The 12,009-nt window shown below is 73.8% G+C and carries 10 protein-coding genes; 3 read left to right on the top strand and 7 right to left on the bottom strand.

All coding sequences use genetic code 11. The annotated features are described in order from the left end of the window. Window positions 1-11: 11 nt before the first annotated feature. Window positions 12-986, bottom strand: coding sequence for a LysR family transcriptional regulator (locus ACFYS8_RS18855; RefSeq protein WP_387642625.1), 975 nt, complete (start codon window positions 984-986; stop codon window positions 12-14). Window positions 987-1,207: 221 nt separating this feature from the next. On the opposite strand from ACFYS8_RS18855, the gene snpA reads away from it, so the two are divergent. Then, on the top strand, window positions 1,208-1,837 hold the full coding sequence (gene snpA / locus ACFYS8_RS18850) for a snapalysin (protein ID WP_387642624.1): 630 nt from the start codon (window positions 1,208-1,210) through the stop codon (window positions 1,835-1,837). A 74-nt stretch (window positions 1,838-1,911) separates the two neighbouring features. On the opposite strand, the gene mgtA is transcribed toward snpA, so the two are convergent. Beyond that, a complete protein-coding gene (mgtA, locus tag ACFYS8_RS18845) occupies window positions 1,912-4,590 on the bottom strand; it encodes a magnesium-translocating P-type ATPase (protein ID WP_387642623.1) in 2,679 nt (892 codons plus the stop codon). After that, the gene (locus tag ACFYS8_RS18840; RefSeq protein ID WP_387642622.1) at window positions 4,587-4,811 is read right to left on the bottom strand and encodes a hypothetical protein; all 225 of its coding nucleotides are present in this window, start codon (window positions 4,809-4,811) and stop codon (window positions 4,587-4,589) included. The genes mgtA and ACFYS8_RS18840 overlap by 4 nt, the downstream gene beginning before the upstream one ends. 255 nt (window positions 4,812-5,066) lie before the next feature. Between ACFYS8_RS18840 and ACFYS8_RS18835 the strand changes: the two genes are divergently transcribed. Next, on the top strand, window positions 5,067-5,930 hold the full coding sequence (locus ACFYS8_RS18835; protein ID WP_387642621.1) for a universal stress protein: 864 nt from the start codon (window positions 5,067-5,069) through the stop codon (window positions 5,928-5,930). Between the two features lie 210 nt (window positions 5,931-6,140). On the opposite strand, the gene ACFYS8_RS18830 is transcribed toward ACFYS8_RS18835, so the two are convergent. The 4 genes from ACFYS8_RS18830 to ACFYS8_RS18815 all read right to left on the bottom strand — a co-directional run bounded on the left by ACFYS8_RS18830 (window position 6,141) and on the right by ACFYS8_RS18815 (window position 10,957). After that, window positions 6,141-7,112: a carbamate kinase gene (locus ACFYS8_RS18830; RefSeq protein ID WP_387642620.1), complete on the bottom strand. Its 972-nt coding sequence runs from the start codon at window positions 7,110-7,112 to the stop codon at window positions 6,141-6,143. Window positions 7,113-7,114: 2 nt separating this feature from the next. Next, window positions 7,115-8,119, bottom strand: coding sequence for an ornithine carbamoyltransferase (gene argF, locus ACFYS8_RS18825; protein WP_387642619.1), 1,005 nt, complete (start codon window positions 8,117-8,119; stop codon window positions 7,115-7,117). A 43-nt stretch (window positions 8,120-8,162) separates the two neighbouring features. After that, the gene (locus ACFYS8_RS18820) at window positions 8,163-9,386 is read right to left on the bottom strand and encodes an arginine deiminase (protein WP_387642618.1); all 1,224 of its coding nucleotides are present in this window, start codon (window positions 9,384-9,386) and stop codon (window positions 8,163-8,165) included. Between the two features lie 74 nt (window positions 9,387-9,460). Continuing rightward, window positions 9,461-10,957, bottom strand: coding sequence for an APC family permease (locus tag ACFYS8_RS18815; protein ID WP_387642617.1), 1,497 nt, complete (start codon window positions 10,955-10,957; stop codon window positions 9,461-9,463). 387 nt (window positions 10,958-11,344) lie between these two features. Between ACFYS8_RS18815 and ACFYS8_RS18810 the strand changes: the two genes are divergently transcribed. Continuing rightward, a complete protein-coding gene (locus tag ACFYS8_RS18810; RefSeq protein ID WP_387642616.1) occupies window positions 11,345-11,974 on the top strand; it encodes a GNAT family N-acetyltransferase in 630 nt (209 codons plus the stop codon). Window positions 11,975-12,009 lie beyond the last annotated feature (35 nt).

The raw sequence follows: 12,009 nt of genomic DNA, 5'->3' as shown, positions 1-12,009 counted from the left end.
GGGCGCGGATATCAGGCTGTCGGGGCGAGGAGGGTGTGCAGGGAGCGGTTGTGGTGGCGGAGCCAGGCGCGGTAGGCGGGGTTGATGCTGGCCAGGTCGAGGTAGGCGTGGCAGAGGTCGATCCAGAGGCCGTCGAGTGCGGGCCCGCCGACGGTGTCGGGGCGCCAGGTGAGGAGGAGACGGACGGCGAGGGGGTCGCCGTGGACGGGGCGCAGGACGGTGCCGGGGCCGGGCGGTGAGGTGGGCTGGCAGGGGCGGACGGCTTCGCCGGAGGCGACGAGTTCGGCGGCGGTGGCGTTGTCGCGGACCTGGACGACGCGCGGGTCGAGTCCGGCCTCGGCGAAGACCCGGCGCAGGGCGGCGTATTCGTGGTCGGCGGTCGGGTCGACCATCCAGGTGTCGTGGGCGAGGTCGGCGAGGGTGACGACCGGCCGGCCGGCGGCGGGGTGGGTCTCGGCGAGGGCGACGAACTGGGGCTCGCGGGCGACCAGCACCCGCTGCTCGGTGCCGGGCGGCACCTGTAGCGGAAAGCCCTCGCTCTCGTGGACGAAGGCGATGTCGAGCTGTTCGACGGCGACCAGGTGGATCAGGGCGATCGCCGAGATGTCGATGTGGATGGTGGTGTCGGTCTCGGGGAGCCGGTCGTGGATGCGGCGCAGCCAGGCGGCGACCGCGCGGCTGCCGACGCTGCCGATCCGCAGTCGGCGGCGGCCCGGTCCGGCGGCTTCGGCGCGGGCGGCGGCGACCAGGGCGTCCATCCCGGTGATCACGGGTCGGGCGCGGGAGAGCACCGAGTGGCCGAGGGCGGTGGGGCGGCTGCCGGTCTGTTCGCGGGTGAACAGCCGTCCGCCGATGGCCCGTTCGATGCGGTGCAGTTGGGTGGTCAGCGACGGCTGGGCCATGCCGAGTCGACGGGCGGCCTTTCGGACGCTGCCGGTGTCCGCGATCGCGCACAGCACCCGCAGGTGTCGGACGTCGAGCTCCATCACGGGAGCATAGCCAGGCGTCCACGGCCTGCCAAGGGCATGTCAAGCGTCGCTCATGGAGCGTCAAATCAAGGGCCCCGCAAGGGTATTGCCCCCGCCTATCGCCGGTTGCCATCTCCGCGCCCCGCCCGCCCTGCCCCAAGCTCGGTGCAACAACCCGTCACCGCGTCCCGGACACGGCCCTCCCCACGGCCCCGGGACCCGCGAAATGGAGTCCCCACATGAACCGCTCCATGACCGTGCTCGCCGCTGCCCTCGGACTGGTCCTCGCGGCAGGCACCGCCGCCGTGCCCGCCGCCGCGGCCACCACCACCCAGGGCTACACCCCGTCCGCGGGCATCGCCGCCAAGTCCTCCGAGGACGCCAACAACAAGGCGTTCTACGAGGCAGTGATGAAGTCGGCCCGGGCCAAGCAGGCCGCCAACCCCTACCTGATGGCCGTCACCGTCACCTACGACGCCAGCTCGGCCCCGACCTTCCGCACCGTCATATCCCAGGCCGCGCAGATCTGGAACTCCTCGGTCAGCAACGTCCAACTCCGCTCCGGCAGCAACGCCGACTTCCGCTACTACGAGGGCAACGACTCCCGCGGCTCCTACGCCTCCACCGACGGCCACGGCAGCGGCTACATCTTCCTCGACTACGCGCAGAACCGGCAGTACAGCTCGGTGCGCGTCACCGCCCACGAGACCGGCCACGTGCTCGGCCTGCCCGACCACTACTCCGGCCCGTGCAGCGAGCTGATGTCCGGCGGCGGCCCCGGCACCTCGTGCACCAACCCGTACCCGAACGCCACCGAGCGCAGCCGCGTCAACAGCCTCTGGCAGTACGGCCTCGCCGCGGCCGGCTGACCCCGCCCGTCCGCGACGCACACGCCGCCCGGCGGGGCCGTACAGCCCCTGCCGGGCGGCGCGCCGCGCCGGGTTCAGTGCAGCGGACCGGGGTGGCTGAAGCGCCCGGCCCGGCGGTGGATGCGGTGCTCGCGCTGCCGCCGGCGGGGTGCGGGCAGCGCGGCCACAGGGGTGACGGGGCGGGAGAAGAACCACCGCTTGACGCCTTCGATCAGCACCAGATAGGTGACCACCATCCCGGCCAGGGCCAGGAAGAAGGCTGGCGGGAGGGGAGTGAAGCCGAGCGTCGCGGCGGCCGGCGAGAACGGCAGCGCCACGCCCACCGCCACCACCCCCAGCGACGCCACCAGCAGCGGAATGCTCGGGCGGCTCCGCAGGAACGGGATCCGCCGGGTGCGGATGGCGAAGATCACCAGGGTCTGGGTGGCGAGGGACTCCACGAACCAGCCGGAGCGGAACAGCGCCGCGTCCGCGTGGAACACACCGAGCATCACCCAGAACGTCAGGAAGTCGAAGAGCGAGCTGGCCGGACCGAACCACAGCATGAAGCGGCGGATGAACGAGATGTCCCAGTGCGCGGGCGCGCGCAGCTGCTCCTCGTCGACCCGGTCGGTGGGGATGGTGAGCTGGCCGGTGTCGTAGAGCAGGTTGTTGAGCAGGATCTGCGAGGGCAGCATCGGCAGGAACGACAGCGCCAGCGAGGCCCCGGCCGCGCTGAACATGTTGCCGAAGTTGCTGGACGTCCCCATCAGCACGTACTTGATGGTGTTGGCGAAGATCCGCCTGCCCTCGGCGACCCCCTCGGCGAGCACGCCGAGGTCCTTCTTCAGCAGGACGGCGTCGGCGGCGTCCTTGGCCACGTCCGTGGCGCTGTCCACCGAGATGCCGATGTCGGCGGCGTGCAGCGCCAGCGCGTCGTTGACGCCGTCGCCGAGGAAGCCCACCGACCGGCCGCTGCCGCGCAGCGCGCGCACCACCCGGGCCTTGTCCTCCGGGGACACCCGGGCGAACACGGTGGCGTCCGCGGCGGCCGCGGCCAGCCGCTCGTCGTCCAGGGCGCCGATGTCCCGGCCGGTGAGCGTGGCGCCGGCGGGCAGGCCCAGGTCGGCGCAGACCTTCTCGGCCACGACCGGGTTGTCGCCGGTGCAGATCTTGACGGTGATGCCGAGGCCGGCGAGGCGGCGCAGCGACTCCGCGGCATCCTGCTTGGGCGGGTCGCGGAAGACCAGGAACCCGGCCAGCCGCAGCCCGGTCTCGTCGGCCCCCGTGATCGTGAGCAGCTCCCCGGCCGGCCTGGCGGCCACCGCCACGACCCGGTCACCGGCGGCGAACAGCCCGTCCAGGACGGGCGCGGCCGTCGCGGGGACGTCCACGCACCTGGCCAGCACCTGCTCCGGCGCGCCCTTGGTGACGAGCACCGGGCTGCCGTCGGGCCGCCGGACGAGGGCGGAGGAGAGCTGGCGCTCGTGGTCGAAGGGGAGGGCGGCGAGCCGCCGGTGCCCGGCTGCCAGCCGGGCGGCTCGGGGGGCCTGCCAGAGCGCGGTGTCCAGCGGGTTGTCCCCCAGGTGGTCGCCGTCGAGGTCCCCCTCGGTGGCGAGCAGGCCGAGCAGCAGCACCTCGTCGCGGGCGGTCCCGGCCGGATCGAGGGCGCTCTCGAAGGTGATCCGGCCCTCGGTGAGGGTGCCGGTCTTGTCGGTCACCAGGACGTCCAGGTCGCCGAGGTCCTCGATGCACACCAGGCGCTTGACCAGGACGTCCCGGGCCGCGAGGCGGCGGGAGCCGGCCGCCAGGCTGGTGCTGACCACGGCCGGCAGCAGCTGAGGGGTGATCCCGACGGCGATCGCCAGCGAGAACAGCAGCGCTTCCAGCAGCGGCCGGTGCAGCACCGTGTTGACCACGAAGATGCCGGTGGTGAGGACCGCGGCGACCCTCAGCAGGAGCATCGAGAAACGGCGCAGGCCCACCTGGAACGCCGTCTCCGGCTGCCGTTCGCCGAGGCCGAGCGCGATCCGCCCGAACGCGGCGCGGCCGCCGGTGGCGACGACCGCCCCGGTGCCGCTGCCCGCGTGCACCACCGTGCCCATCAGCGCGCACGACGACAGCTCCGCCAGCTCGGCCCCCTCCTCCACCCGCGCCAGGCCCTTGGCCACTGGCGCGGACTCGCCCGTGAGAACGCCCTCGTCGCACTGCAGCCCGGTGCACTCCAGCAACCGGACATCGGCCGGGACGATCTGGCCGAGCGCCAGCCGGACCACGTCGCCGGGTACCAGAGCGGTGACGTCCACCTCCTGCTCGTGGCCGTCGCGCAGGACGACCGCGGTGTGCCGCACCCGGGAGTGCAGCGCCTGGGCGGCCCGCTCGGCCCGGTACTCGTTGGTGAAGCCCAGCACGACGCTCAGCAGCAGGATGACGCCGATGACCACCGCATCGGTGCGCTCACCGAAGAAGAAGGACACCAGTGCGGCGGCCAGCAGCAGGAGCAGCAGGGCGCTGCGCAGCTGGCGGCCGAGCACCGCCAGGGCCTTGACCTGGTGCGTGCGTACCGCGTTGGGGCCGCCCGCCGCGAGCCGGCGTTCGGCCTCGACCCCGGTCAGGCCGGCCGGGGTGGCGGCCAGCCGGCTCAGCACCTGCTCGACGTCCTGGGCGGCGGCCTCGCCGACGGGCACCCCGGCCGGCCCCGCGGACCGGTCGGCGGCGGGGCCGGGCCGCGCCGCGGACGGGCGGAGCTCCGGCCGAGTTCCGGTCCCGGTCACGAGGCCGCGCCGGACGGGCCGTCGGCGGGTGCGGCCTGCCACAGGGCGGCCCGGGACGGATCCCGGTCATTCGCCGCGGCCACGAGGCGCGGCCTCCCTGTGCCGTTCATCCTGTCCACGTCCTTCTCCTCGGTGGGTGGTGCCTGGAGCGCGGGCAGGCCGCGCAGGTCGAACACGAGACGGGCACCGACCTTGCCGTCCGGGACTCGTGCTGCCACCATTCCACCGGCCCGGACCGGCGTGCGCTGGGGCCTGCCGGGGCAGACAAGCGAAGCCGAAGGTCCTGCGGACGGCGGGGCCACCGCCGCGCCGACACCGGGACGTCCGGGCGTACGCCTCCGCGCGTCCCGGGACCTTGGGCCCCGCCCGCGGCGCCCGGCAGGCCCTGGAACCCCGGGCCGTGCTCGGCGAGGCTGGTGCCCGATCCCGAGCGGTGACGCCGGGGCTTGCCGAACGACGGAGAGCAGGGCACTTCCATGAGCAGGTACATCCTCGCCGGCACCGACGGCTCGGCCGAGAGCATCGCGGCGGCGCGGTGGGCGGCCGACGAAGCGGTGCGCCAAGGCCACGCGCTGCGCATCGTCCACGCCTGGACCTTCGAGGACGACATCCACGCCGCCCCCGACCAGCCGGCGGAAGTACGGGCCCTGACCGAACGGATGCTCGCCGACGCCGCCGAGCAGGTGCGCGCGACGCACCCCGGGCTGGAGGTGCACACCGGTCTCCTGACGGACGACGCACCCGTCGCGTCGCTGGTCGCCGCCGCCGCCGAGTCCGAGCTGCTCGTGCTCGGCTCGCTGGGCCTCGGCGGCTTCGAGGGCCTGCTGGTGGGCTCGATCGGCCTCGGGGTCGCGGCCCGGTGCGAGGTGCCCGTGGTCCTGGTCCGGGCCGAGCGGGCGGACGGCGCCGGCCGCAGGGCCGAGGTGGTCCTCGCCGTCGACACCCGGGAGCCGGCGGCCGAGGTCGTCGACTTCGCCTTCCAGCAGGCCGCCGCCCGCGGCGCCGTGCTGCGCGCCGTCCACGGCTGGACCCCGCCGCCGGTGTGGGGCTACGCGGGCTGGGTGACGCCGCAGTTCGAGACCGAGCAGTTCCGCGCCCTGGAAGCCGGGCTGCTCCGCGAGGCGCTCGGCGCGTGGCGCGCCAAGTACCCGGACGTCGAGGTGGTCGAGGACAGCCGGATCGGCAGCGGCGCCGGCGCGGTGGTGGACGCCTCCGGCGATGCCGCGCTCGTGGTGGTCGGCCGCCGGCGCCGCCACCGCCTCGGCGCCCACCTCGGCCCGGTCGCCCACGCGGTGATCCACCACGCCCAGGCGCCGGTCGCGGTCGTCCCGCACAACTGATCCCGGCCCGGACGCGAGAGCCCCGGTGTCGCCACCCGCTTCGTGCGGGTCGCGGTACCGGGGCTCGGTCCGTTGCGGGTCACTGCGACGAGGCTGTGGGTGACCGTCCTGGTCCGTTCTTCCGCTGCGGTCGGCGGCCCGGACGCGAGAGCCCCGGTGCCGCCACCCGCTTCGTGCGGGTCGCGGTACCGGGGCTCGGTCCGTTGCGGGTCACTGCGGCGGTGCGGCGAGGCCGCGGTGACCGTCCCGGTCTGTTCCTCCGCTGCGGGCGGCGACCCGGACGGTGGTGCCGGTGGTGCCGAGCAGGGTGCCGAGGGCGTCGTCGAGGGGGCCGATGGCCGCGAGGCCACCGGTCCGTTCGGCGAAGGTGGCGGCGGCGTCGGCCTTGGGGCCCATCGAGCCCTCGGGCAGGTCGAGTGCGCGCAGGCGCTCGGGGGTCGTGGTGAGCAGTGGCTCGGGATGCGCCGAGCCCCAGCCGGCGAATACGTGGGTGACGTCGGTGAGGATCAACAGGGCGTCGGCGTCGAGCAGTTGGGCGAGCAGGGCGGCGGTGAGGTCCTTGTCGACGACCGCTTCGACGCCGCGGACCCGGCCGGTGCCAGGATCGCGGGTGACGGGGATGCCTCCGCCGCCGGCCGCGACGACCACGTCGTCGGCGTCCAGCAGGGTGCGGACGGCCGCCAGCTCGACGATCGCCGTGGGTCGGGGCGAGGGGACGACCCGGCGCATCCGCGCACCGTCCCGGGCGGTGGTCCAGCCGCGTTCGGTCTCCATCAACCGGGCCTGGCGGTCGGTGAGTTGGCCGCCGATGAACTTGGTCGGCCGGTGGAAGGCGGGGTCGTGGGGGTCGACTTCGGTGTGGGTGACCAGCGCGGTGACGGCGCGGCCGGGCAGCAGGGTCGTCAGTTCGCGGGCGAGCAGGGTGCCGATCATGCCCTGGGTCTGGGCTCCGAGGACGTCCAGCGGGTAGGGCGCGGTGAGCGCCGGGTCGGCCTCGCTCTCCTGGGCGAGCAGGCCGATCTGCGGGCCGTTGCCGTGGGTGACGACGACCTGGTGCCCGGCGGTGACGAGTGCGGCGAGCGAGCGAGCGGCGTCGTGGACGTGGCGCTGCTGGACGGCGGCGTCGGGGTGTTCGCCCCGCTGGAGGAGGGCGTTTCCGCCGATGGCGGCGACGATGCGCATGGTCACTTCTTCCCGAGGGTGGCGACGAGGACGGCCTTGATGGTGTGCAGCCGGTTCTCGGCCTGGTCGAAGACCAGCGAGGCGGGCGATTCGAAGACCTCGTCGGTGACTTCGAGGCCGTCGAGGCCGTGCTCGGCGGCGAGTTCGGCGCCGAGGTCGGTGCGGCGGTCGTGCAGGGCGGGCAGGCAGTGCAGGAACGCGGTGTCGGGGTTGCCGGTCGCCGTCATCGTCTTCGCGTTGACCTGGTACGGCAGGAGCAGGGCGATCCGCTCGGCCCACCGGGCGTGGTCCTCTCCCATGGACACCCACACGTCCGTGTAGAGGAAGTCGGCGCCGCGCACGGCTTCCTCCACCTCGTCGGTCAGCAGGAACCGGGCGCCGCTGTCCTGGCCGAGCAGCAGGCACTCGGACACCAGCTCCGGGTCGGGCCACAGCTCGCGCGGGGCGGCGATGCGGACGTCCATCCCGAGGAGGGCGCCCATGGCCATCAGGGAGTGGGCGGTGTTGTTGCGGGCGTCGCCGAGGTAGCAGAAGGAGATCTCCTCCAGCGGCTTGCGGCTGTGCTCGCGCATCGTGAACACGTCGCACAGGCTCTGGGTCGGGTGCCACCGGTCGGTGAGGCCGTTGTAGACGGGGACGCCGGCGTGGGCGGCGAGTTCGGTGACGGTGTCCTGGTCGAAGCCGCGGTACTCGATGGCGTCGTACATCCGGCCCAGGACGCGGGCGGTGTCGGCGATGGTCTCCTTGTGGCCGATGTGCGACCCGTCCGGGCCCAGGTAGGTGGTCATGGCGCCCTGGTCGGCCGCCGCGACCTCGAAGGCGCAGCGGGTGCGGGTGGAGGCCTTCTCGAAGATCAGGGCGATCCGGTGGCCGGTCAGCCGGGGTGTTTCGGTGCCCGCGCGTCGGGCGGCCTTCAGGTCGGCGGCGAGGTCGAGGAGGTGGTGGATCTCGGCGGCGGTGAAGTCGAGTTCGCGCAGGTAGTGGCGGCCGTTGAGGTCGACGGTCATGGCGGGTTCTCCTTGCCGGTCGGTTGGCGTCGGTCGCGGATGGTCAGTTGGCGGGGTCGCGCTGGATGGGGCAGCTCATGCAGCGCGGGCCGCCGCGGCCGCGGCCGAGTTCGGAGCCCGCGATGGTGGCGATCTCGATGCCCTGCTTGCGCAGGTAGGTGTTGGTGGTGGTGTTGCGTTCGTAGCCGACGACGACGCCGGGTTCGAGGGCGAGGAAGTTGCTGCCGTCGTCCCACTGTTCGCGTTCGGCGGCGCGGGTGTCCTGGTCGGCGGACAGGAAGCGGACCTTGTCCAGGTCGAGGGCCTCGGCGAGGGAGGCGGCGAGGTCGGTGTCGGGCCGCACGTCGAAGCCGGACGGGCGTTCGGGGGCGGGGGTGAGGGTCCACGAGCGCAGCTGGTCGGCGAGGCCCGGGTAGAGGGTGAAGGTGTCGCGGTCGATCATCGTCATGACGGTGTCCAGGTGCATGAACGCCCGGCTCTGCGGCAGGCGCACGGCTATCACCCGGTGCGCGGTGCCGGTCAGGAACAGTTGCTGGGTGAGGGTTTCGACGGCGGTGGCGGTGGTGCGCTCGCCCATGCCGATCATGACGACGCCCGGGGCGAGGACGTGGACGTCGCCGCCCTCCACGGTGAGGCCCGCGGGCGCGGTGGTGCCGTCGAGCAGCGGGGGCGCGGTCTCGGCGAACAGCGGGTGGAAGCGGTAGATCGCGGCGGTGTGCAGGGTCTCGCGCCGGCGGGCCGGCTTCGCCATCGGGTTGAGGCTGTAACGGGCGCCGATCCAGCAGGAGTTGTCGCGCGGGAAGAGGTGGTTGGGCAGCGGGGGGAGGGCGAAGTCCTGGTCGCCGAGGGTGTGCCAGTGCAGGCTGTGGGGGCTGTGCAGGGGGAGGTCGTTCTTGAGGACGCCGCCGATCAGGTACTCGGCGAGCGTGGCGCCGTCGAGCTGTTCGCACAGGTCCCGGACCGGTTCGACCAGGGCCGGGCCGACGACCGCGGGGGCGGCCACCCGGTCGAGGAGCCAGACGCGGGCCGGGGCCAGTTCGAGGGTCTCGGCGAGCAGGTCGGTGTAGTGGTGCACGCGCACGCCGTGGTCGCGCAGCACCTGCGCGAAGGCGTCGTGTTCCTCCCGGGCGCGCTTGGCCCACAGGATGTCGTCGAACAGCAGGTCGTCGACGTTGCCCGGGGTCAGCCGGGCCAGCTCCAGACCCGGTCGGTGCAGGATCACCTGGCGCAGGCGGCCGGCCTCGGAATCGACACGAAGGGTGGACATGAGGGTTCTCCCGGGGGTTCGGTGCGGGTGACGCGGGGTCGGCCGTTCAGTGCGGGTGACGCGGGGTCGGCCGTTCAGTGCGGGTGACGCGGGGTCGGCGCGCGGCGCAGGACGGCCGGCAGGCCGGCGGGGCGGGTGCGGGCGGCCTTGCGGGGCGGTCCGGGGCGCTCCGGCGCGGTGACGGTGGGCGGGGTCGCGGTGTCCGCGGGCGCCTCGGCGACGGTCCGGGCGTTCGGCCGCTTCAGCCAGACGTAGACCGGGATGCCGAGCAGGATCGTGAACAGGCCGTAGTAGACGGTCTGGTAGCCGCTGCCCTGGATCGACCAGTACGAGAAGGCGAGCGCCAGGACGGTGACGGCGGTGTCCCGCACCAGGCGGCGGCGGTCCAGCTCCTCCCGCCCGCGGCGGACCAGCCAGAACAGCTGGGCGGCGGCCGAGACCAGGTACGGGACGACGGCGGTGAGCACGCTCAGCAGCACGATCTCGGTGAACACGCGGGTGAAACTGGTGTAGCTGATCACGGTGAGCACCGAGGCGAGGACGGTCGCCGAGAGGATGCCGAAGGCGGGCACCTCGCCGCGGCCGCGGGTGCCGGCGAAGGCGGCCGGGAACAGTCCGTCGCGGGCGGCGGCCATCGGCATCTCGGCGCAGATCATCGTCCAGCCGTTGAGCGCGCCGACCCCGGAGATGATCGCCGCGGCGGCGACCAGGTTGCCGGCCCAGTGGCCGCCCGCGATGTTGTTCACGGCGTCGGTGAACGGAGCGGCGGACGAACCGAGTTGGGCGTGCGGGACGGTGCCGAACACGGCGAGCGTGCCGAGCAGGTAGATCGCCGCGCAGGCGAGGGTGCCGTACACGGTGGCCTTGGGCACGTTGCGCCGCGGGTCGCGCACCCGCCCGGCCGCCACCGAGGCGGTCTCCAGGCCGATGTAGCTGAACAGCGCGATCGCCCCGGCCGCCGAGACCGCGCCCAGCGCCGAGCCGCCGCTCGCGTTGAACGCCCCGAAGTTGCCGGACTTCACGAACACCAGGCCGACCGTGGCCATGAACGCCAGCGGCAGGAACTTCAGCACCGTGGTGACCACCTGGAAGGCCCCGATGCTGCGCACGCCGGCCAGGTTGACGAGCGCCGGCACCCACAGCCCCGCCAACGCGATGGCGACCGAAGCGCCGGTGTGGTGGCCCTTGTTGACGAACACCTCGACGTAGCCGACCCAGGCCACCGCGATGGCCGCATTGCCGGCCCAGGCGGTGATCCAGTAGGACCAGGCGGTCAGGAAGCCGGCGAACTCGCCGAACGCCTCCCGGGCGTAGACATACGGACCGCCACTGCCCGGCACCCGCTCGGACAATCGCCCGAAGGTGACGGCCAGCGCCAGCGCGCCGACGGTCACCAGCACGAACGCGACCAGCGCGATCGGCCCGTAGGGCGCGAGGGCCGACGGCAGGGCGAAGACTCCGGTCCCGATGACGCTGCCGACGACGAGCGCGGTGGCGGCCGGGAGCCCGAAGGTGCCGTTGCGCTGCGGCGGTGCGTCGGCCGCGGGCTCTCTGCGATCGGATACGGACATCAGGGGCTCCTCTGCCGGGACACCGGAGGACGGGGACCCGACCGTGCCGGGTGCCTACAGTGGAGATCCTCGGCCCCCGGCCGGGCGCCGCCCCAGGGCCAGGGGTCCTGCTTCCCCCGCCACCGGTCCCGCCCCCCGCACCCCCGTGGTCCCGAACCGCGGCCCCGCCCGCGCGGGCCGACAAGTCCACGACCAGGCGGTGTTGATCGGATGTCCACTCACCGCTGGTTCACTGCGAGCACCGACCCCTTCGAGGCCCCGGGAGGACCAACAGTGCTCGAGCGAACGGCAGTCGGTACGGACGCGGCGGGCGGTACTCGCGCGCGGCCCCGCGCCGGCGGGCGGCCCGACTTCCCGCCCTACCCACCACTCCGTGAGGGCCCGACGATGAATCGCCCGCCCGTGCCCCCGCCCGCGACGCTGCCGGCCCTGGAGACCGCCCGCGTCCGGCTGCGCGACCACCGCGCCGACGACCTCGACGCCCTGCGCCCGGTCTGGGGCGACGCCACCGGGATGCGCCACCTGTCGACCGGCGTCATGGACGACACCCGGATCCGGCGCAGGCTGGCCGAGGCCGTGGCGACCGCAGCCGAGACACCGCGCCGGCACTACCAGTTGGCCGCCTGCCGCCAGGGCGACGACCGCCCCGTCGGCGGCATCCGGCTCTCCGTCGAGGACGACACCACCGGGTACTGCGGCGTCTTCACCATGGCCCGGCACCTCCGCGGCTCGGGCTGCGCCCCCGACATCGGCTGGCTCATGCTCAAGCTCGCCTTCGCCGAACTCGGCCTCACCCGGGTGTGGAGCATGACGTCCCTGGAGAACACCGACGCGATCCGCGCGATCACCCGCTTCGGCTTCACCCCCACCGGCGAGACCGAACGCTACTTCCCCGAAGCCGACACCACCATGCGCCTGCTGACCCTGGAGGTCACCGCGGCCACCTGGTGCACCATGCCGGTCCCGCCCGGCCCCGGGCGTTGCCGAGCATGGCCTGACGGGGCGTCAACTCCGTGACAAATCGGTGGCGGAGGTGCCGGGCGGCCTACGAC

The sequence above is a fragment of the Kitasatospora sp. NPDC004615 genome, from assembly GCF_042873545.1.
Classification (GTDB): Bacteria; Actinomycetota; Actinomycetes; order Streptomycetales; family Streptomycetaceae; genus Kitasatospora.
Note: the sequence above shows the minus strand (reverse complement) of the source record. Positions and strands in the feature narration are given on the sequence as shown.